Genomic DNA, 18,665 nt, shown 5'->3' with positions numbered 1-18,665 from the left:
GCGGCCCTCCTTCCTGGGCGGCGGTCAGAGGAGTGGGGATCAGCCGGAAGCGCCCTTGGACGCGGCGGGCTTGCCGCCCTTTAGGCACTCCCGCATGAAGTCCTTGCGCGCATCCCCAGAGAGCCCCTTGGCTTTCGCTTCCTTGGAGCAATCCGCCATGCGCTGCTGCTGGGGCGTCAAGGGCTTATCCTCGGCGGCGGAAGCGGCAGCGCAGAAGGCGAGGCCGGCGGCCAGGACGAGGCCTCTGGCCAAGACGAGGCCTCTCGCTGAAGCAAAGGTTTTCATGTGGCTTCTCCTTTCGTCGATGTTATGCAGTTAGGATGGAAACCCACCTGAGCGGGCGGGCGCGCGTCTCGTGGACGGCCGGCCCGATTGACCTGGGGCGGGGGCTGGGAAATACTGGAACCCCTTCCAGCACCGAGCCCTCCATGGCCCAAGCTCCACCCGACGAAGACACTCCTGGCGAGAGCCCCCTCGACGTGGCGGGGTGGCTGACCCGGCACGGAGACGCGCTCCTCCATTATGCCCTCGTCATGGTAAAAAATGAAGAGCAGGCGAAGGACCTGGTCCAGGAGACCCTGCTCGCCGCCTGGAAGGGGCGCCACGGCTACCAGGGGCGGGCGTCGGAGAAGACCTGGCTCACCGCCATCCTCAAGAACAAGATCGCCGACCACTTCCGCGCGAGCGTCCGGGAGGCGCTGGCGGCCGGGCCCTTCGACCCGGACGCCATCGGGGCGGAGGACGAGGAGTCCTGGCGCGAGGACGGGCACCACGCCGTCCCGCCCGGGACCTGGGGCGACCCGGAGGCGAGCCTGGAGCGGGCCCGGTTCTGGGAGGCGGTCCAGGCGTGCCTGGACGATCTGGCCGAGCTCCAGCGCTCGGCCTTCGTCCTGCGAGAGGTCCACGGGATCGAGGCGGAGGCGATCTGTAAGGACCTGGGGATCACGGCGTCTAATTTATGGGTGTTGTTGCACCGGGCCCGCCATCGGCTGCGCCGATGCCTCGAAAAGCGGTGGTTCGAATCCGCCCAGAGAAACCGAGATCCATGATCACCTGCCGCGAAGCCTCCCAGTTGATCTCCCGGGCCCGGGACGTGCGCCTCGCCTGGCGGGAGCGCTTGGCCCTGCGCCTGCACCTCCTCGCCTGCGAGATGTGCCGTCGCTACGGCCGGCAGATCGAATTTATCGGCAGGGCGGCGGGCATGCTGGAGGAGGCCCTGGAGCGCCACGGCGACCGCCTCGCCGGGCTGGACCAGCAACGTCGGGCCGAGATCCTGGAGGCGGTGCGCCGGCGCATCGCCGAAGAGGGAGCGCCCCCCCGGTCCGCCGGCCGTCCCAACGGCGCGGGCCACGAAAGAGAGGGCTGAATCTCGCCGCCGCCGGCGCGGCGGTTTCTTTCTTCGTCCCGCGCCTTTCTGTACCATGCAGGGCTGACCGGGGCGTGCCCGGCGCTTCCGCTTCCCCATGGATTCGATCGCGACTACGAGGCTTGCCCGCCCGGCCGGGGCGGGGCGCCCCTGAGGGCCGGCTTTGCTCGACGCTCCCACGCGCTCCGAGCGGCTCGGCGGCTGGACCCTGGTCGCCTTCGTGGTCCTGGTCATGGCCCACCAGATCCGGCCCGCCGTTCCCCTGGAGGCGGCGGGCGTGCTCGGCTGGACGGCCGCTTTGCTGCTCTGGCGCCGCCTGAGCGCCAAGCAGCGCATCCCGGTGCTGGCCATGCTGCTCCTGGGCGCGGCGGGCATCATGGCCGGCGCGCCGCTGGGGGAAGAGGCGCTGGTGCGCCAGGCCCTGACCCAAAACAACGCCCTGGTGGCGATGCTGATCGCCGTCTCCTTCCTCCAGCTCGTCACCCTCGCCCGGCCCACGGAGGAAGCGCTCCCCCACGGTCGCCGGGCCCTGGGGCGGACCCTGCTGGGGGTGCACCTCTTCGGCGGCGTCATCAACCTGTCCACCGTGCTGATCGTGGGCGAGCGGATCGCCCTGGGCGCCCGGCTGGGGCGCAGCCAGGTGATCGCCCTCTCCCGCTCCTTCGGTGCGGCGGCTTTCTGGTCCCCTTTCTGGGCGGCCATGGCCACGGCCCTTTCCTTTGCCCCTGGAGCGAATTTTGCGAAGCTGATGGGGGTGGGCGTGCCCTTCGCCGCCCTGGGGCTCTTCTTCACCTGGCTAGACCTCACCTCCGGGGATCCCGCCCGGGGCGAAGGCTTCCGGGGCTATCCCATGCACCTGGACTCCCTGGCGCTGCCCCTCTCGCTGGCGGCGGGCGTGATCGCCCTCCACGCCCTCATTCCCGGCTGGTCGGTCCTGTCGGGCGTCACCCTGCTGGCGCCCCTCGCGGCCGTGGCGCTGCTTCTCCTGCGCAGCGGCCCGGGCGCTGCGGCCCGGCGTCTCTCTCGCCACGTGACTACCCGGCTTTCGGGCATGGCGGGGGAAGTCCATCTGTTCCTCTCGGCGGCGGTGTTCGCCTCCGGGCTGGGCGCCGTGCTCAAGCTGCTGGGGCCGGGGCTGCCGTTCCACGGGTTCGGGCCCCTGGAAGCTTCCCTGGTCCTGGGGCTGATCGTGGCCTTGTCCCTGGTGGGGATCCACCCGGTCATATCGGTGGCCACCGCCAGCGCCTGGCTCGCGCCGGTCGCCCCCCACCAGGATCTCCTGGCCCTGACCATTCTCATGGCATGGGGCATTGCCACCCCCTGCAACCCCTTCTCGGGACTGGCCCTGGCCCTCCAGGGGCGCTTCGGCGTGCAGGGGCGCAAGCTCCTCGCCTGGAACGCGGCTTACGCCTTGCGCATGGTGGCGGCCGGGGCGGTGGTTTTATGGCTGTTCGCCGCCCTGATCCTGTGAGCGGATCCGGTCCCTTCCTGGACCCGTGATCGGGCCGGTTCCTCGGGCCGTTCCTCAGCCGGCGGCCTGATCGGCGCTGCAGACCCGGTCCCGCCCGCCCTGCTTGGCGTGATAGAGGGCCCGGTCCGCCCGTTGGACCAGGTCCCGGGCGGCGGCCTCGGAGGAACCCGGGCCCGGGCGCAGCACCGCCACGCCCGCCGAGAGGGTGATGCGGATTTCCTCCCCGTGCATCAGCCGGAACGGCGTCCCGCCGATGGCGCGGCGCACCCGTTCGGCGATATGGCGGGCGAGATCCTCGTCCGTGCCGCCGAGCAGCACGGCGAACTCCTCGCCCCCGTAGCGGGCCAGCGCATCGGTCAAGCGCAGCTCCCGCTTGATGCGGGAGGCCGCCTCCCGCAGGACCCGGTCCCCCTCCTGGTGCCCGTAGACGTCGTTGACGTGCTTGAAGCGATCGATGTCCAAGAGCAGGCAGGCGAGGGGCTCTCCTTTGCGGGCCGCCCGGGCGACTTCTTCCCCCAACCGCTCCTCGAAGTAGCGCCGGTTGTGGACGCCGGTTAAGGCGTCGGTGATGCCCAGGTGCTTCAGCCGTTCGCTGTAGGTAGCGTTCTCCAGACACACGGCCGCCACCGCCGCCAGGTGCATCAGGAAGTCGGTGCCCAGGCCCGGGGCGTAGCGCTGGGGTTCCCTGGCGCCCAGGGTGAGCACGCCCATCAGCCGCTCCCGGCGCAGCAGGGGCAGCACCGCGCAACTGCGCGGCGATCCCCCCGAGAACAGCCCGCCGTGGAGGGCGGGATCGAAGGGCCCGAGCCAGGGAGAACGGCGCGGTCCGAGGAGCCGTTCCAGGCCACCCAGGTCATCCGCGAAGACCAGGTCGGGAAACTCCGCCGGATCGACTTCCAGGGTTTCCAGGGTACGCCTCAGCTCGAAATCCCCATCCAGCAGCACCAGGCTGACCCATGCCAGACGTAGCAGGCGGCGGGTACGGTGAAAGAGGGCCTCGAACAAGGCGGCAAAGCCCACCGCGCCGATCAAGGCCAGTTCGCATTGCTGGAAGCGGCGCAGGACCTGCTCGTTGTCCCGGGCCTGGGTGGTGAGAAACTCCAGTTGGCGCCGCAGGCCGTCGATGAGCTGGTACTCGTTGGAATCGGGAGGCATGGCTGGGAAGGAGGGCGGTTTACCCACGGACAGCGCTCGCGGCGGACTCAAGCCGCCCGGCGGTAATGAAAAAGCGCGCTCGCGAAGGCGGAAGCGCGCTTTTCATGGAATTCGGTAGGCCTTGTTGCTAGGCCGGGATATCCGGGGTGAGCCGGCGTTCCAGCAGGGCAATGTGGTCTTTAAGGTAAAGTTTTCGTTTCTTGAGGCGCCGCAACTGCAGCTCGTCCTGGTAGACGTCCTCGGACAAGCGCTTGATGATGTCGTCCAGATCTCGGTGCTCCAGCTCCAGTTCCTTGATTTTGCGCTTGATTGCTTCGATTTCCTCCTCTTCCATGGCGTATCCTCCGCTCACGAACATCGATCGCCTCCTTTCGGCCAAAGGTGCGGGCGGACGCCGGGATCCCGGGGCGACCCGCCCGCGGTTGAGGTTCCGAACGGCTTTTCGCTAGCATACTCCCGCCGTTCGACAATGGGTACACCCCCACGCCGCGAGGCCGGCGGCCGCGACCCATCTCTTTGAAAAGGAGGCCTGAATGCCGCACGCGATACGCTTCTACGAGACCGGGGAACCGGAGGTGCTGCGCTGGGAGGAAATCCAGGTGGGCTCTCCCGGCCGGTGCGAAGTGCGCCTGCGGCACACCGCCGTGGGGCTCAATTTCATCGATGTCTACCACCGCAGCGGGTTGTACCCGGTCTCCCTTCCTGCCACGCCCGGGCTGGAAGCGTGCGGCGTGGTGGAGGAAGTGGGCGAGGGCGTGACCGAGCTCAAGCCCGGCGACCGGGTGGCGTACGCCTCGCCCCCCATGGGAGCGTATGCGGAAGCGCGGCTCATGCCCGCGGACCGTTTAGTCAAGGTGCCCGAAGGGATCAGCGACCTGCAGGCCGCCTCCATGATGCTCAAGGGCATGACGGCTGAATACCTGGTGCGCCGCACTTTCCGGGTCGGGTCGGAGCACACCGTCCTGGTACATGCGGCGGCGGGCGGCGTGGGGCTGATTCTGTGCCAGTGGGCCCGGGCGCTGGGAGCGACCGTGATCGGCACCGTGGGCAGCGACGAGAAGGCGAAGCTCGCCGAGGCCCACGGCTGCAAGTATCCCATCGTCTACACCCGGGAGAACTTCGTCGCCCGGGTGCTGGACATCACCGGCGGGCGCAAGTGCGACGTGGTCTACGACTCGGTGGGCAAGGATACCTTCATGAAGTCCCTGGATTGCCTGCGGATGTTCGGCATGTTGGTCTCCTTCGGCCAGTCTTCCGGCCCCGTGCCGCCCCTTGACGTGGGAGTGCTTTCCGCCAAGGGGTCGCTCTATCTCACGCGCCCCACGCTGATGCACTACACCGCCAAACGGGAAGACCTGGTGATGTCGGCCAACGCCCTGTTCCAGATGGTGCTGGACGGCAAGATCCGCATCGAGATCAACCAGACCTATCCCCTCAAGGAGGCCGCCCAGGCCCACCGGGACCTGCAAGCGCGCAAGACCACCGGCTCGACGGTGTTCGTCGTGTGATCGATGACGAGGCGGCGGTCAAATCCGTCGCCCGGCACGCTCATTTTCCACCCTGCTTCACCCTTCCGACAGGGTGGCGATGATGGGGCAGGCGAGCTTACCGCGGCGCGCGTGGCACTCGCCGATTAGGGCCTTGAGCACCCGGCGCATGCGCTGGAGGTCCGCGATGCGGCTCTCCACCGCCGCGAGCTTGGCCGTGGCCAGCCGCTGCGCCTCGGCACAACTTCGCCCGTCCTCGAGGGCGAGGAGGTTGCGGACTTCCTCCAGGGTGAAACCGAGCTGCTGCGCCCGCTTGATGAAGCGCACCCGGTCCACGGCCGTCCGGGGGTAGCGGCGCACGCCCCCGAAGGGCTTTTCCGGTTTATCCATGAGCTTGCGCCGCTGGTAGAAGCGGATCGTCTCCACGTTGACTCCGGCGGCGCGGGCCACCTGCCCGACGGTCAACGTGTCCGCCGGTCCCGGTCCTTTCATCTTCGCCATGATCGCTCCTTGACTGCGGACTATGGTACGCAATGCAGGCTATCCCCGTCCGAACCGTTTGGGAAGAAGGGGGCATCGTGACTTCTCTGCACATCGCGATTATCGGCAGCGGCTCGGCGGCGTTCGCCTGCGCCATCCGCGCCGCCGAGGAAGGGGCGCGGGTTACCATGATCGAGCGCGGAACCTTGGGCGGCACCTGCGTCAACGTGGGTTGCGTGCCTTCCAAGGTGCTCATCCGCGGCGCGGAGATCGCCCGCTTGCAGGCGGCTCACCCGTTCGACGGCCTGGAGCGGCGCCGGCCGGTCATTCGCCGGGACGCGATGGTGGCCCAGCAGCAGGCGCTGGTGGATCGGTTGCGCCACGCCAAGTACCGCCGCGTCCTGGAGGAAAACCCTAACATCCGGCTGCTAGAGGGATCGGCGCGGTTTCGCGACTCCCACTCCCTCGCCGTCACCCGCCGCGACGGCCGGGAGGAGACCGTCGCCGCTGATCGCTTTCTCATCGCCACCGGCGCTTCCCCCGCTATCCCGCCGATCCCCAGCCTGGCCGGTACACCTTACTGGACTTCTACCGAGGCCCTGGTGGCGGAGGAAGTTCCCGAACACCTGATCGTGCTGGGGGGCTCCGCCGTCGGGCTGGAGATCGGCCAGGCGTTCTTGCATCTGGGCGCCCGGGTGACCATCGTCGAGCTTCTCTCCCTGTTGCCCAGAATGGATCCCGACTTGGGAGCAGGGCTTCAGCACGTGCTGGAGGAAGAAGGCGCGCGAATCCTCACCCGGACCGAAGTTAAGCGGGTCGCGTACGCGGGCGGGCGCTTTACTCTCGATGCTGGGGCTGAGCAGATCACCGGCGACCGGCTGCTGGTGGCCACCGGCCGGCGGGCCAACACCCTGGGGCTCGGACTTGCGGAAATCGGGGTCGAGACCGACCGGGCGGGCGCCGTCCTAGTCGACCAGGGCCTGCGTACTTCGGTGCCCCATATCTACGCCGCGGGCGACTGCACGGGCTTTCCCCAATTCGTGTACGTGGCGGCGGCGGCCGGCACCCGGGCCGCCATTAACATGCTGGGCGGGGATGCGCGCCTGGACCTCTCCACCATGCCCGCAGTGGTTTTCACTTCGCCCCAAGTGGCGGCGGTGGGGTTGACCGCGGAGGAGGCCCGGACGAGGGATTTCGAGGCGGAAAGCCGGACCTTGCGCCTGGAAGACGTTCCCCGGGCGCTCGCCAACTTCGATACCCGGGGCTTCGTCAAGCTGGTCGCGGAGCGGGGAAGCGGGCGACTGCTCGGCGCCCATGTGCTTGCCCCCGAGGCGGGGGAGATCATCCAGGCGGCCGCTCTCGCGCTGCGTGCCCGGATGACCGTGGCCGAGCTGGCCGATCAGCTTTTCCCCTACTTGACCATGGTGGAAGGCTTCAAGCTCTGCGCCCAGACGTTTACCAAGGACGTCAAGAAACTCTCCTGCTGCGCGGGATGAGGCAAGAGAAAGAGGCAATGAAGACATACACGATCTCGAAACTGGCTCGGAACGCCAAGGTCAGCATCCATCTCGTGCACAACTATACCGAGCGTGGATTGCTAAGGGCATGTGGCCGCACGCTCTCTGGTTATCGCATTTATGACGCGAGCGACCTGGAGCGCCTGCGATGGATCCGCGCGGGGAGAGCGGCTGGCATTCCTCTCGATGCGTTGGCTGAAGTTGTTCACGCGCTGGACGAGGACGACGAACGACGAATGGCTCGCGGTGTCGCGACGATCCGAGCGTATATCGCAGGCGTGCGCAGCGCGTTGGCTGTTCTGGATGCCGCACTGATCGTCCTTCGGAAGCCGCCTGGACCCAGCAAAGAGGCCGTGGGCATCCCACGACCCACGCCCCGTGTGCGCCGATCGGCCAGCACACTCGGGACGCTTGAGCCGATTACCGCTTCGGAAGCCGAAATGCCCTCGGGCGCTTGACATTGTACTTAGGTACCTTCTCTAGCATTCGCCACGATATTCATACCTTGGAGGTGATCGATGTCGCGAGTCAAAGACCATGCGTTGGAAGCTGGAACACTCAAGGCGGAGCGTGCTTTGAACAGCCGCCAAAGTGCCAAAGAAAAACTCGTAGGCGGTGCGCTGGCGGGAGGGGTGCTTGCCGCGGTCGGTGCATCGCTGTGCTGCCTGGGACCTCTGGTCCTAGTGAGCCTGGGCTTCGGGGGCGCCTGGATGGCGAACCTGACCGCGCTCGAGCCCTATCGACCCTTGTTTCTCGTCGCCGCGGTGACCGCCCTGGTTCTCGCCTACCGCAAGCTCTACCGCGCCCGGCCGGAGCAAGCGTGCGCCTCCGGCGCTGTCTGCGCGACGCCGCGCGTCGATCGCCTGTACAAGGCTTTGTTTTGGGCCGTCTCCGCGCTGGTCTTGCTGGCCGGGGCTTCACCCTACCTTGCCCCCCTGTTCTACTGATTCACCCTATGTATAGGAGATCCAGGAGATGAGTATGCGTGGGTTGACGTTTGCCGCCGTCTTCGGCCTGGGCGTGCTGATGAGCACGCCGGCTTTCCCGGCTACGCAAACCGTCGTGCTCGAGGTGCCGAGCATGACGTGCTCAGCTTGCCCGATCACGGTGAGGAAGAGTCTGGAAAGAGTTCCTGGCGTACTCAAGGCCAAGGTGACCTATGAGCCCAAGGAAGCCGTAGTCACCTACGACGATAGCAAAACCTCGCCTGACGCGCTAATGCGAGCGACCGCCGAGGCGGGTTATCCCTCATTCATCAAAGAGGGAGCAAGGCGATGACGGTGACTCATAGGCTTGGGATCTCGGGGATGACCTGCGACCACTGCGCGCAGGGGATCGAGAAAACACTTGCCAGCGTCGCTGGCGTGATCAAGGCCGTTGTCTCGTACCCTGACGGAATCGCTCACATTCAAACCACAAGTGAAGTGGTAGCCTCTGAGCTCGTCGAGGCGATCGAAGCTAAAGGCTATAAAGTGTGGCTTCCGGATCAGCGCGTAGCTGCCGAGGCAAAAGAGAAACCGCGCGTGCGCGAGGGGCCCCTCTTGGGGGTCGTCAAGGACCTCTTCGGTCGTCAGCACAAGAAGCCGGCCCAGTTGCACATTGCGATCATCGGAAGCGGCGGGGCGGCCTTCGCCGCGGCCATCCGCGCTGCCGGGGAGGGTGCTCGAGTGACTCTAATCGAGCGCGGCACGCTGGGGGGAACGTGTGTCAACGTGGGTTGCGTGCCCTCCAAGATCTTGATCCGGGCGGCGCATGTGGCGCATCTCCAGGCACACCATCCATTTGATGGTCTGGCGAGACAGCCGGCCGTGGTGGAACGCACAAGGTTAGTCGCGCAGCAGCAAGCCAGGGTCGAGGCGCTGCGTCACGCTAAGTATGAGAGCATACTTAAAGCCAACCATGGAATAACATTTGTTAGGGGTTTTGCGCGTTTCAAAGATGCTCACACGCTGATTGTGGTGCGGCCCGACGGCAGGGAATTGGAACTGCGGACGGACCGGATATTGATCGCCACGGGCGCTTCGCCGGCTGTTCCCGCCACGCCCGGCCTGGAGAGCACCCCTTACTGGACGTCGACCGAGGCACTGGCTGCGCAGCGGTTGCCCAGGCACCTGATCGTTTACGGCGGCTCAGTGGTCGCTGTGGAGTTGGGACAAGCTTTTCTGCGCCTAGGCTCCAAGGTGACCCTCGTCGCTCGTTCGACCCTGTTGTCGAAGGAAGATCCGGCGATCGGCGAGGGGCTCAAGGCGGCGTTGGAAGGTGAAGGCATGCGCGTGCTCACGCATACCGCGCCCAGGTATGTGGGCTTCGACAACGAGCGGTTCACTGTCGATGTGGGCGGCGAAAAGCTGATCGGCGACCGCTTGCTGGTGGCGACGGGCCGTAAGCCAAACACCTCTGCGCTGGATTTGGACAAGGCGGGCGTCAAGACCGATGCCAACGGCGCCATCATTGTGGACGAGCACATGCGTACGTCCATTGAACACATCTATGCTGCTGGCGATTGCACGACCCTGCCGAGCTACGTATACGTGGCGGCCGCGGCTGGCACTCGGGCGGCGCTCAACATGCTGGGCGGCGCGGAAACCCTCGATCTATCAGCGATGCCGGCAGTGGTGTTCACCGATCCGCAAGTGGCGACGGTGGGCTTGACTGAAGCCCAGGCGACCAAACTGGGCATCGAGGCGGAGAGCCGCATCCTTGCCTTGGATAACGTGCCGCGGGCGCTCGCGAACTTCGATACGCGTGGATTCATCAAACTGGTCGCGGAGCGGAGCTCCGGCCGTCTGATCGGTGTTCAGGCGCTCGCGGCGGAGGCGGGCGAACTGATCCAGGCTGCCGCGCTTGCCATCGGAAACCGCATGACGGTGCAGGCCTTGGCGGGCCAATTGTTCCCTTACCTCACCATGGTCGAAGGACTGAAGCTCTGCGCTCAAACCTTCACCAAGGATGTGAGACAGCTCTCGTGTTGCGCAGGGTGAGCGAGCGGCGCAATGACGAAGAGCAGGACAGGACCCTATGCTAGCGGATCTAATCAAGCAATTCGGCAGCGTTTTTGGAGCGGGGTTCGCCGCCGCGTGCTGCCTCGGCGTGAGCGCGGCGCTCTCGGCGGTCACCGCTATCGGCGCGGGCTTCCTGATCAACGACGCGTTTCTGATCCCGCTTTATGGAGCGCTCCTCGGACTGAGCGTCTGGCTCCTTTATCGTTCGACACGGGCCCACGGCAGCCCCGCTCCGTTCTACCTGGGGCTGAGCGGGGCAATCGTCGCGCTCGTGGGGTTATGGGTCGGCCCTTTTTTGGTTTACGGGGGGCTTGCGGCGATTGTCGCCGGGAGCGTCTGGGATTTTCAAAGGAAGCGCCGGCAACGCGCTTGTTCGAGTAATTGATGTTTATCGGCCCGGGCCCATTGGCGTTTCTTCCATAGGGGAGGTCACGCCGTGAAGAAATCGGACAACATGCGCTCGTTCCGTCTCGGGGCGTACTCGTCCATGTCCGCCAGTGTACTCAGAGTCTCCTTAGGCTGCCGGGCCGCTCCGGGACTCGGTTGCGGTTCGCGCGCCAAACCGTTGTTAGAAGCGCTGGAGCGGGAATCCTCCGTCGCGCAGGCCTGGCTCCACCGCTCTGGGACGATGCTGTGCTTGGTGTGGAAGAGTGCAACCCCCAGCGCTCAAACGCTGAAAGCGCTTCTTCTAGTCCACGGTCTGACAATGGAGGAGGAGATAAAGGGAATTGAGCGGGAGCAGGCGTTGAAAGATCTTGTTTTCGGCATCGGCTGGTATCGTGGAGCGCAGGTGGATCGGCTCAGCGAAGAAGAGGCCGAAGTCATAGCGGCGAGGCTAGTGCGTAGATTACGCAAGAGGCTACCGCTGCCCGATGGGCAAAGCGAAACGCTACAGGCTGCTTTCGCCGAGGTTTGCCGACACGAGTTCATCAACTACTCCCCGGAGCCGGAACAGGCACGCCGAGAGAGAATATTCCAAGGAACCATGGCGGCCGGGAGGCGATATCTCAGCATAGGGCAGCTTGGCGTGCTGCAAAAAGTGATCTCGGCGGGGTACCGTCCGATTTCGGACAGGGATTGACTCAATGGTGGAAGTGGGTCGAGCGCAGCGCAGGGCCCGGGTCCTCGAATCGCTGGACCGACTCCGGCGCGATTTTCCCCTGGAGGAGCGGATCAAGCGGGCTCAGCCAGCAGTGCAGGCCGTGTATGCCCAGGTGATTTTGCATTGGGTGCGCCATGGGATGCCGCCGCGAGCCGACATAGCGCCCCTTGCGGTTCTCGACGAGCTGACTGCGATGGACGCCTTGGTGATAGGCGAAAGCGGCATTGGTTGCTATCCCTTCAGCGCGCGCAAGACCGGCATCCGGGTGCAGTATTCGGGCAGCCCTGTCTACGCGATGTGCGCCATCGACGCGCTTGCCATCCCGCGGCTGGTCCGGCGGCCGGTTCGCATCGAAGCGCGCTGCACAGTTTGCCGGTGCCGCCTAGCCTGCGATCTGGAGGCCAACGGCGCCCTGCCCCATGATTTCGACCGAGGAATCCGCATCCTGTGGGAGCCATCCGCGTCTCACGCGGGCCCGTGCTGCGACAGCTTGTGTGCCGGGATTACCTTCATCTGCCGCTACTGCTCGGTCCCGGGAGAGTCCGCCGCTTTTTCGTTGCCTGAAGCCGCAGCGATCGGGAACGCGTTTTTCGCGTTCCAGCACAAGCTCTTAGAGCACTACGGGCCTCTGTGACAGCGCTACACGAATCGGGAGCAGTCGGTGTCTACCATCTCTAGCGATAGGGCTTCGGCTGGAACAAGGCCGGTCGATCCTGCCCTTGGGATCGAGCCGCCGGTAGCGCTGGTCCTGTGCGGCGGCAACAGTCGGGGTGCCTTGCAGGTCGGCTTCTACTGGGCGTTGTGGGAGCTGGGGTTGCGCCCCGATTTCGTCATTGGAAGCTCGATCGGTGCCTTGAATGGAGCGTTCATCGCGGCAGGAATGAGCCCGGATGCGCTGGCGGAGCTTTGGCTCAAATTCCGGCGCAGGGATGCCCTCTCGTGGAACCTGCCGTGGCTGTTCGGCTTGCGTGACCAACCCGGGCTGTTCAGCCTGGAACGTCTGCGTCGAACCCTGCGGCAAGCCCTCCCTGTCCAGCGCTTCGAAAAGCTCGAGATGCCATTGACCGTGGTGACCACCGATCTGCAGCTCGGCGCGCCCGTTTACTGGTCTGGCAGTGGGGATCTCATCGAGCCCGTCGTGGCTAGCATGAGTCTCCCGGGGCTGTTTCCGCCTGTCGTCATCGGCGCCCACCAGCATGTAGACGGCGGTGTGGCCAACAAGGCCCCCCTGGACAGGGCTTACGAATTAGGCGCCCGTACCGTGCTGATGATCGAATGTGTCTGCTGCGATCCGGTCCTGAAACGCTACATTAGCCTGCTCGAAGTAATGACCCGGAGTTTTTCCATCGCCATGGACAGCAAGTACAACGTCGATCTCGAGCGGTTGGGCTCTCTGGTTCGTATCCATGTGGTGCGTCCCAGGCTGGCCTGGGATATCGGGCTGCTCGACTTTTCCTACACGGCAGAGCTGATCGAGGCGGGCTACCGGCAGAGCATCGAGTATCTTGTCCCCCTTGCGCAGGCGCAGAATGCCCTGACGTGTGCTCCTGTAGTTCCGGGAGCGAGCGGAACGGACACGCTCACCGGCCTGGTAGAGAGAAGCTCATGACCAGCCGCGCCCTGACCATCGGAAAGCTGGCCAAAGCGGCCGGCGTGATCGTCGAGACGATCCGCTATTACCAAAGAATCGGCCTGATCGAACAGCCGCAGAAGCCTGCTTACGGCTTCCGCCATTATCCGCAGGATACGGCGGATCGGGTGCGGTTCATCAAGCGGGCCCAGCAGCTTGGGTTCAGTCTCGACGAGATCAGGGAACTGCTTGCGCTGGACGCGGGACGCTGCGACGACGCGCGGCGGCTCGCCGCGAACAAGCTTACCCAGATTGGCGCGCGCATTGCCGCCCTTCAGGCCCTGCAGCACACGCTGCAGGTGATGATGGAAGCTTGCGAACGAAAAGAAGCGGGCCTTAAGTGCCCGGTCGTCGAGGCGCTCATCGGGAATCGGCAGGACATGGACAGACGCCGGAACGGGGCTCCGGTGAAGCGCGCGGTAAAATGATGCCCGATGTGACGGCCTTGCGACTCGCGCTCCAACAGGGCGAGCTGCGGCTTTATTATCAGCCCTCGGTGGATCTGCGCTCAGGAGTCGTGAACGGGGTGGAGGCGCTTCTCCGATGGGAACGGCCGGGGCGGGAGATCCGGTTGCCTTCGACGTTCATCTCCCTCGCCGAGGAGTCCGGGCTCATCGTGTCTCTCGGCGTCTGGGTATTGCGCACCGCGTGCGAGCAAGCCAAGGCTTGGCAAAGGAACAGCCTGAGCGGATTGACCGTCGCGGTCAACGTCTCGCCCTGGCAGTTCCAGGAAGGGCACCTGCACGAGACGGTGGCCAGGATCCTGGGGGAGACGGGCCTTGCGCCCGAGGGGCTTGAGCTCGAGATTACCGAGAGCATCGCCATGGCGCGCGAGGAACACGCCATTGCATCCCTCAAGGCGTTGAAGGCAATGGGCGTGAACCTCTCGATCGACGATTTCGGCACGGGCTATTCGTCGCTCGCTCAGCTCCAGTGCTGTCCGGTAAGCAAGCTCAAGATCGATAGTTCGTTTGTCGGCAATCTTGCACGCAACACGCCGGACAAAGCGATCGTCCAAGCGATTGTCTTTCTCGGTCATAGCCTTGACATGAGGGTCACGGCCGAAGGCGTGGAGACCGAGCAACAGCTCGAACTGCTGCGCGGTTATGGCTGCGACGAAATCCAGGGATTCCTCGTGAGCCCGGCCGTGCGTGCAGAGATGGTTCCCGGCGAGCTAAAGCGTTGGGGGATCAAAGCCGCATCGGAGCGTGAGCCGTGTCCTCGAGACCGCTGACGGTTGGACAGCTTGCCCGCAAGACCGGCGTCACGGCCAGGGCGATCCGGCATTCCGAGCGTCTGGGGCTGATCAAGGCCGCGGGTCGCACGGGCGCGAACTACCGGGTTTTCGGCGCCGGCAGCGTTACCCGCCTGAACTTCATTGCGAGATGTCGTTCCCTGGGCTTCTCTCTCCCGGAGGTCAAGGATCTGCTTTAGGTCATGGAGGGTCCTCGTTACACCTGCGCTTAGGTCGAGAACCTTGCGAGGCAGCACCTGAATCTCGTCGATGCAAAGCTTAGAGAGCTCTTGGCGGTACGCCGCGCACTTGCTCGAGAGCTTAACCGTTGCACCGGCGAGGAAGTTCCCGATTGCCGGCTGCTGGAACACCTTCAGCGAGCACAGCCATAGAAATCGGGCCGGCGTGCGGACGCGAACCCCCGCAAAGGCCGTCCTAGCACGCCGGCCGATCAGGGCGCATGAGGGCCCTTAACTTTTTTCCGTCCACCCGGGGATGTGGTTGGTTGTAGTGTGGGGTGCTGAACGATAGGAGGGAAGGATGTCAAAGCGTCAATGGATCGTTGTGCAAGTGGAGGGTATGACTTGCGACGGTTGCGCTGCCCATGTGCGGAAAGCGCTTTCCGCAATGGAGGGGGTCGAAGAAGTCCGGCTGCCCAATTGGCAGGCTGGCAAGGCGGAAGTGCTGGTCAAAGGCGAGCTGGCCGACGAGACCATCGCCCGTGCGGTCGAAAGCGCAGGTTACCGGGCGCTCGTGCGCGAGCGACGCGAGCTGGACGCCGGGCGCAAGGTTCCGCAGAGCGAGGCGACAGACTACGACCTCGTGATCGTGGGCGGCGGCTCGGCGGCCTTCGCTGCGGCGATCAAGGGCGCCGAGCTGGGCGCCAAGGTTGCCATCGTCGAGCACGGCACCCTCGGCGGCACCTGTGTCAACATCGGGTGCGTGCCGTCCAAGACGCTCATCCGCGCGGCCGAGCACTGCTACCACGCTGCCTATTCCGCCTTTGAGGGACTGGGCGCTTGTCCGCCACCTCAGGACTGGCAGCGCGTCGTCCGGCAGAAAGACGAGCTGGTCGCCGCCCTGCGGCAGGGCAAGTACGTCGACGTAGCAAGCGCTTATCCCGGCATCACCATCGTGAAAGGCCACGCCGAGCTCACGGGCGGCCACGGCGTCGCCGTGGACGGCAAGCCCTTGAGCGCTGCCAAGCTCCTGGTGGCCACGGGCTCGAAGCCCTGGGCACCGCCGATTCCGGGTCTTGCCGAGTCGAGCTACCTCGACAGCACCGACGCCCTGAGCCTGGAGCGCTTACCCGCGACCCTTGCGGTGATCGGTGCTGGTGCGATCGGGCTCGAGCTCGCGCAGCTCTTCAACCGCTTCGGCGTCAAGGTCACGCTCCTCGAGGCCGGCCCCCGCATCGCACCTCAGGAGGAGCCCGAAATCGGGAAGGCCCTGTGCCGCTACCTCGAGGAAGAAAAAATGCAGGTGCTTTGCGGCGCGGCGATCGAGCGTGTGAGCCGGAGCGAGGCCGGCTACCGGCTTGAGGCCGTCGTGGATGGCAAGATCCGCGCGATCGAATCCGAGCAGTTGCTCGTTGCCACCGGCCGTCGGCCGACCACGGCCGGCTTCGGCCTCGAGCGTGCCGGGGTGAAGCTCGGCGAAAGGGGCGAGATCCTCGTCGACCGGCACTTGCGCACCGATAACCCGGATATTTTCGCCGCCGGCGACTGCATCGGCGATCCCATGTACGTTTATGTGGCGGCTTACGCCGGAAGCCTCGCCGCCGAGAACGCTCTCACCGATGCGGGCCGGATCTACGATCTCGTGCCGCTGCCGCGGGTGACCTTCACCGACCCCCAGATCGCCAGCGTCGGTCTGACCGAAGCTCAGGCGCGGGCCGAAGGCAGAAAAGTGCGCGCGTCGGTGCTGTCGCTCAGCGAGGTTCCCCGCGCTATCGCGGCTCGGAATACGAAAGGGCTTATCAAGCTGGTGGCCGAGGAGGACACCGGCAAGCTGCTTGGCGCTCACGTGCTGGCGGCCGAGGCTGGCGAAGTGACCCAGGAGGCCGTCCTTGCCATCCGCTTCGGCTTGCGGGTGCAGGACCTCGTCGAGACGTTCCACCCATATCTCACCATGGTCGAGGGCCTGAAACTCGCCGCGATAACGTTCACCAAGGACGTGAAGCAGCTCTCCTGCTGCGCTGCGTAGCCGGGCTCACCTTGTGTTATCCCTATCGGCATCGGGGTTAGGCTCGCTTGCCAGGGGTGCCGAAGTCTTGAGAAAAACCCTGCTTGACTCTGTATCCGAGTACCGCGTCTAGCCTTTGATACGAGGGCGCCCTGTGAGCAAGCATGGCACCATGAGTCAAAGCGGTATGACGGGAGACACCATGCCCCCCAACCATCGCATCGCCCAGCCGGTCAATGGCGGTCGCCCGCTGGGGGGACAGGTAGACCCCGCATCGCTGCAGCCCCATCTTGGTTACCTGTACCGCTTCGGGTTGGCACTAGCCCGCGACCCCGAGATGGCGCGCGAGGCGGTCCAGGAAGCCCTGGTCTGCGCGTTAGAGAATCTGGCGTCGTTCGAGGGGCGCTCGTCGCTGCGTTCGTGGCTGGCCAGTATTGTCAAGCACCAGATCATTGATTTGCAGCGGGAAGCCACGCGGCGGGTAGCGATTGACTTCTCGCCGGACTGGGAGAGCGATGAAGAAAGCGCACAAGGGGAGCTTGCCCATGGAGCGACGAGGGATTTTATCGTCGACGGGCGCACGCCGGAGCAGGCGATGGAGGCTCGCGAGCTCTGGAACGTGGTTGGCCGCTGTCTCTCCGGAATGCCCGAGAAGCGAGCGCAAGCCTTCGTCCTACGGGTGCTCATGGGCGAACCCCTCGGCGTAGCCTGTAAGGCGGCAGACGCGGTTTCTATGAACGCCTGTTCAGCGATGCTGTGGCGAGCGAAAGCCTGTCTGCGACGGTGCCTTGTGCGGGCCGGTTACATGACTTCGTGTGCCCCGGCAGAGAATTGTTGCTGCACGTCGCGTGCAGGGTCGGCGGGGGAGGGGGCCGCCTCCCAGGAAGGTGACGGCCTAAGACGGAAAAAGATGCGAGGAGGGTGACCTTATGAGTAACAGTGTGAATATCGGTACCGCACTTCCTAGGTTGAAAATCACACGGGATCCCATTTTGGCGAGACCGGCTTTCCTCGCGCCGGGGATGCTCAAACCGGATGCGCTCGCCCTGAACGTCATGACCGACTTTCGGCAGGTAACCCCGATCACCGTGGACGGCGGGATTTCCATCGACCAGGCTCTGCAGCACATGATCCATTCAGGCGTGCGGCTGCTGTTCGTGACCGGCCGCGATGCCCGCTTGATCGGGCTCATCACCGCCGACGATATCCAGGGGGAGAAGCCGTTGCGATACCTGCAGGCGATCGAATGCAAGGATCGGAGCTGTTCCCGGCGCGATGTCCTGGCCCGGAACATCATGACGCCCGTGGCCGACTGGGAAGTACTGGACTACGAGGCCGTGCGCCGGGCGAGCATCGCCCAGGTGGTCGCCACCTTCAAGGCCACAGGATGTCGCCACTTGGTGGTGGTCGAATGCCCACCCGAGCCTGGCCGGTGCATCGTGCGGGGCCTTTTTTCGGCGAGCCGGCTCGAGCGGGAGCTCGGCCTGGGTATCGATGTTCTGTGCATGGCCAAGAGTTTCGCCGACATCGAACGAGTGCTCGCACATCCTCATGGCGAGTGCGACTGAAAGGTTTGACCGAGATTCGTGGAGGAAAATCGAATGAACTCCGAAAAAAGCGCCGTCCGGCGGCGAGGCGGTTACGCCATGATGTTCCTCGCTGCGCTGACCTGCCCTTGCCACTTGCCTGTTCTTGCGCTTTTGCTCTCGGGGACTGCAGCGGGCGCCTACCTGACCGAGCACATGGGAGTGGCGTTGACGGTGCTGGGGGCCTTGTTCCTGCTCTCGCTGTCCGCCGCCATGCGGCTGTTGCGGAATGACGCTGCGCGAGGAGGATCGAATTTGTAGTTTTTTGCAAAGCTCAAAAGGAAAGGTGAGCATGAATGGGTAGAACCTATCTCAAAATTGTTGTCTGCGCGCGTATGAGTTTCTAGAATTGGGTTCATGCTGCGTTTGAGCGACGAACGATGGGAGCGAATTCGGGAGCATTTCCCCGAGGAGAACATCCCCGAAGGTCGCGCAGAGCGCAAGCCCGTGC

At 65.0% G+C, this 18,665-nt stretch carries 22 protein-coding genes and 2 pseudogenes; 20 read left to right on the top strand and 4 right to left on the bottom strand.

Annotated features, from left to right (window positions below; translation table 11 throughout):
• Positions 1-39: 39 nt before the first annotated feature.
• The gene (locus ACUVYZ_RS16455; RefSeq protein ID WP_439935532.1) at positions 40-285 is read right to left on the bottom strand and encodes a PsiF family protein; all 246 of its coding nucleotides are present in this window, start codon (positions 283-285) and stop codon (positions 40-42) included.
• Between the two features lie 143 nt (positions 286-428).
• Here ACUVYZ_RS16455 and ACUVYZ_RS16450 point away from each other — a divergent pair, with 143 nt between their 5' ends.
• From ACUVYZ_RS16450 to ACUVYZ_RS16440, 3 genes and pseudogenes are all read left to right on the top strand, one after another.
• Positions 429-1,049 carry a sigma-70 family RNA polymerase sigma factor gene (locus ACUVYZ_RS16450; RefSeq protein ID WP_439935533.1) on the top strand — a complete coding sequence of 207 codons (621 nt, stop codon included), beginning with the start codon at positions 429-431 and terminating at the stop codon, positions 1,047-1,049.
• Positions 1,046-1,192: pseudogene (locus ACUVYZ_RS16445) on the top strand (anti-sigma factor family protein); the annotation flags it as partial. The gene ACUVYZ_RS16450 and the pseudogene ACUVYZ_RS16445, both read left to right, overlap by 4 nt.
• A 337-nt stretch (positions 1,193-1,529) precedes the next feature.
• Entirely contained in the window at positions 1,530-2,837 is a 1,308-nt protein-coding gene (locus tag ACUVYZ_RS16440) for a hypothetical protein (protein ID WP_439935534.1), read from the top strand.
• Between the two features lie 54 nt (positions 2,838-2,891).
• Here ACUVYZ_RS16440 and ACUVYZ_RS16435 read toward each other — a convergent pair whose 3' ends face one another.
• Positions 2,892-4,019 (bottom strand): GGDEF domain-containing protein, encoded by a 1,128-nt coding sequence (locus ACUVYZ_RS16435; RefSeq protein WP_439935535.1) that lies wholly within the window; start codon positions 4,017-4,019, stop codon positions 2,892-2,894.
• A gap of 100 nt (positions 4,020-4,119) precedes the next feature.
• Entirely contained in the window at positions 4,120-4,350 is a 231-nt protein-coding gene (locus ACUVYZ_RS16430) for a YdcH family protein (RefSeq protein ID WP_439935536.1), read from the bottom strand.
• 175 nt (positions 4,351-4,525) lie between these two features.
• Between ACUVYZ_RS16430 and ACUVYZ_RS16425 the strand changes: the two genes are divergently transcribed.
• A complete protein-coding gene (locus tag ACUVYZ_RS16425; RefSeq protein ID WP_439935537.1) occupies positions 4,526-5,500 on the top strand; it encodes a quinone oxidoreductase family protein in 975 nt (324 codons plus the stop codon).
• Positions 5,501-5,557: 57 nt separating this feature from the next.
• Here ACUVYZ_RS16425 and merR read toward each other — a convergent pair whose 3' ends face one another.
• The gene (merR, locus tag ACUVYZ_RS16420) at positions 5,558-5,980 is read right to left on the bottom strand and encodes an Hg(II)-responsive transcriptional regulator (RefSeq protein ID WP_439935538.1); all 423 of its coding nucleotides are present in this window, start codon (positions 5,978-5,980) and stop codon (positions 5,558-5,560) included.
• A gap of 86 nt (positions 5,981-6,066) precedes the next feature.
• On the opposite strand from merR, the pseudogene merA (ACUVYZ_RS16415) reads away from it, so the two are divergent.
• From merA (ACUVYZ_RS16415) to merE, 16 genes and pseudogenes are all read left to right on the top strand, one after another.
• A pseudogene (merA, locus tag ACUVYZ_RS16415) lies at positions 6,067-7,455 on the top strand (mercury(II) reductase); the annotation flags it as partial.
• A gap of 17 nt (positions 7,456-7,472) precedes the next feature.
• Entirely contained in the window at positions 7,473-7,934 is a 462-nt protein-coding gene (locus ACUVYZ_RS16410) for a MerR family transcriptional regulator (RefSeq protein ID WP_439935539.1), read from the top strand.
• A gap of 60 nt (positions 7,935-7,994) precedes the next feature.
• Positions 7,995-8,423 (top strand): mercuric ion transporter MerT, encoded by a 429-nt coding sequence (locus tag ACUVYZ_RS16405; protein ID WP_439935540.1) that lies wholly within the window; start codon positions 7,995-7,997, stop codon positions 8,421-8,423.
• A 34-nt stretch (positions 8,424-8,457) separates the two neighbouring features.
• Positions 8,458-8,754: a mercury resistance system periplasmic binding protein MerP gene (gene merP / locus ACUVYZ_RS16400; protein ID WP_439935541.1), complete on the top strand. Its 297-nt coding sequence runs from the start codon at positions 8,458-8,460 to the stop codon at positions 8,752-8,754.
• Positions 8,751-10,457 carry a mercury(II) reductase gene (gene merA, locus ACUVYZ_RS16395; protein WP_439935542.1) on the top strand — a complete coding sequence of 569 codons (1,707 nt, stop codon included), beginning with the start codon at positions 8,751-8,753 and terminating at the stop codon, positions 10,455-10,457. Before merP ends, merA (ACUVYZ_RS16395) begins: the two co-directional genes overlap by 4 nt.
• A 37-nt stretch (positions 10,458-10,494) precedes the next feature.
• Positions 10,495-10,863: a MerC family mercury resistance protein gene (locus tag ACUVYZ_RS16390; protein WP_439935543.1), complete on the top strand. Its 369-nt coding sequence runs from the start codon at positions 10,495-10,497 to the stop codon at positions 10,861-10,863.
• A 51-nt stretch (positions 10,864-10,914) separates the two neighbouring features.
• Positions 10,915-11,559 carry a hypothetical protein gene (locus ACUVYZ_RS16385; protein WP_439935544.1) on the top strand — a complete coding sequence of 215 codons (645 nt, stop codon included), beginning with the start codon at positions 10,915-10,917 and terminating at the stop codon, positions 11,557-11,559.
• A gap of 4 nt (positions 11,560-11,563) precedes the next feature.
• Positions 11,564-12,214, top strand: a complete 651-nt coding sequence (gene merB, locus ACUVYZ_RS16380; RefSeq protein ID WP_446033087.1) for an organomercurial lyase — start codon at positions 11,564-11,566, stop codon at positions 12,212-12,214.
• A gap of 27 nt (positions 12,215-12,241) precedes the next feature.
• A complete protein-coding gene (locus ACUVYZ_RS16375) occupies positions 12,242-13,189 on the top strand; it encodes a patatin-like phospholipase family protein (RefSeq protein ID WP_439935546.1) in 948 nt (315 codons plus the stop codon).
• On the top strand, positions 13,186-13,638 hold the full coding sequence (locus ACUVYZ_RS16370; protein WP_439935547.1) for a MerR family transcriptional regulator: 453 nt from the start codon (positions 13,186-13,188) through the stop codon (positions 13,636-13,638). Before ACUVYZ_RS16375 ends, ACUVYZ_RS16370 begins: the two co-directional genes overlap by 4 nt.
• Positions 13,635-14,444, top strand: coding sequence for a putative bifunctional diguanylate cyclase/phosphodiesterase (locus tag ACUVYZ_RS16365; protein WP_439935548.1), 810 nt, complete (start codon positions 13,635-13,637; stop codon positions 14,442-14,444). The genes ACUVYZ_RS16370 and ACUVYZ_RS16365 overlap by 4 nt, the downstream gene beginning before the upstream one ends.
• Positions 14,426-14,644: a MerR family transcriptional regulator gene (locus ACUVYZ_RS16360; RefSeq protein ID WP_439935549.1), complete on the top strand. Its 219-nt coding sequence runs from the start codon at positions 14,426-14,428 to the stop codon at positions 14,642-14,644. Before ACUVYZ_RS16365 ends, ACUVYZ_RS16360 begins: the two co-directional genes overlap by 19 nt.
• A gap of 340 nt (positions 14,645-14,984) precedes the next feature.
• On the top strand, positions 14,985-16,649 hold the full coding sequence (gene merA / locus ACUVYZ_RS16355) for a mercury(II) reductase (protein ID WP_439935550.1): 1,665 nt from the start codon (positions 14,985-14,987) through the stop codon (positions 16,647-16,649).
• Between the two features lie 133 nt (positions 16,650-16,782).
• Positions 16,783-17,553: a sigma-70 family RNA polymerase sigma factor gene (locus ACUVYZ_RS16350; protein ID WP_439935551.1), complete on the top strand. Its 771-nt coding sequence runs from the start codon at positions 16,783-16,785 to the stop codon at positions 17,551-17,553.
• Positions 17,554-17,620: 67 nt separating this feature from the next.
• The gene (locus ACUVYZ_RS16345; RefSeq protein ID WP_439935552.1) at positions 17,621-18,196 is read left to right on the top strand and encodes a CBS domain-containing protein; all 576 of its coding nucleotides are present in this window, start codon (positions 17,621-17,623) and stop codon (positions 18,194-18,196) included.
• A gap of 33 nt (positions 18,197-18,229) precedes the next feature.
• Positions 18,230-18,475: a broad-spectrum mercury transporter MerE gene (gene merE, locus ACUVYZ_RS16340; RefSeq protein ID WP_439935553.1), complete on the top strand. Its 246-nt coding sequence runs from the start codon at positions 18,230-18,232 to the stop codon at positions 18,473-18,475.
• Positions 18,476-18,665 lie beyond the last annotated feature (190 nt).

The sequence above is a fragment of the Pelomicrobium sp. P1 genome, from assembly GCF_052805615.1.
Note: the sequence above shows the minus strand (reverse complement) of the source record. Positions and strands in the feature narration are given on the sequence as shown.

Excerpts from the sequence above, each read along its gene's own strand:
- merP (WP_439935541.1), top strand. The coding sequence starts at position 8,458 with ATGCGTGGGTTGACGTTTGCCGCCGTCTTCGGCCTGGGCGTGCTGATG.
- ACUVYZ_RS16405 (WP_439935540.1), top strand. The coding sequence starts at position 7,995 with ATGTCGCGAGTCAAAGACCATGCGTTGGAAGCTGGAACACTCAAGGCG.
- ACUVYZ_RS16365 (WP_439935548.1), top strand. The coding sequence starts at position 13,635 with ATGATGCCCGATGTGACGGCCTTGCGACTCGCGCTCCAACAGGGCGAG.
- ACUVYZ_RS16410 (WP_439935539.1), top strand. The coding sequence starts at position 7,473 with ATGAAGACATACACGATCTCGAAACTGGCTCGGAACGCCAAGGTCAGC.
- merB (WP_446033087.1), top strand. The coding sequence starts at position 11,564 with ATGGTGGAAGTGGGTCGAGCGCAGCGCAGGGCCCGGGTCCTCGAATCG.
- ACUVYZ_RS16430 (WP_439935536.1), bottom strand. The coding sequence starts at position 4,350 with ATGTTCGTGAGCGGAGGATACGCCATGGAAGAGGAGGAAATCGAAGCA.
- ACUVYZ_RS16370 (WP_439935547.1), top strand. The coding sequence starts at position 13,186 with ATGACCAGCCGCGCCCTGACCATCGGAAAGCTGGCCAAAGCGGCCGGC.
- ACUVYZ_RS16390 (WP_439935543.1), top strand. The coding sequence starts at position 10,495 with ATGCTAGCGGATCTAATCAAGCAATTCGGCAGCGTTTTTGGAGCGGGG.
- ACUVYZ_RS16450 (WP_439935533.1), top strand. The coding sequence starts at position 429 with ATGGCCCAAGCTCCACCCGACGAAGACACTCCTGGCGAGAGCCCCCTC.
- merA (WP_439935542.1), top strand. The coding sequence starts at position 8,751 with ATGACGGTGACTCATAGGCTTGGGATCTCGGGGATGACCTGCGACCAC.
- merA (WP_439935550.1), top strand. The coding sequence starts at position 14,985 with ATGTCAAAGCGTCAATGGATCGTTGTGCAAGTGGAGGGTATGACTTGC.
- merR (WP_439935538.1), bottom strand. The coding sequence starts at position 5,980 with ATGGCGAAGATGAAAGGACCGGGACCGGCGGACACGTTGACCGTCGGG.
- merE (WP_439935553.1), top strand. The coding sequence starts at position 18,230 with ATGAACTCCGAAAAAAGCGCCGTCCGGCGGCGAGGCGGTTACGCCATG.
- ACUVYZ_RS16425 (WP_439935537.1), top strand. The coding sequence starts at position 4,526 with ATGCCGCACGCGATACGCTTCTACGAGACCGGGGAACCGGAGGTGCTG.
- ACUVYZ_RS16455 (WP_439935532.1), bottom strand. The coding sequence starts at position 285 with ATGAAAACCTTTGCTTCAGCGAGAGGCCTCGTCTTGGCCAGAGGCCTC.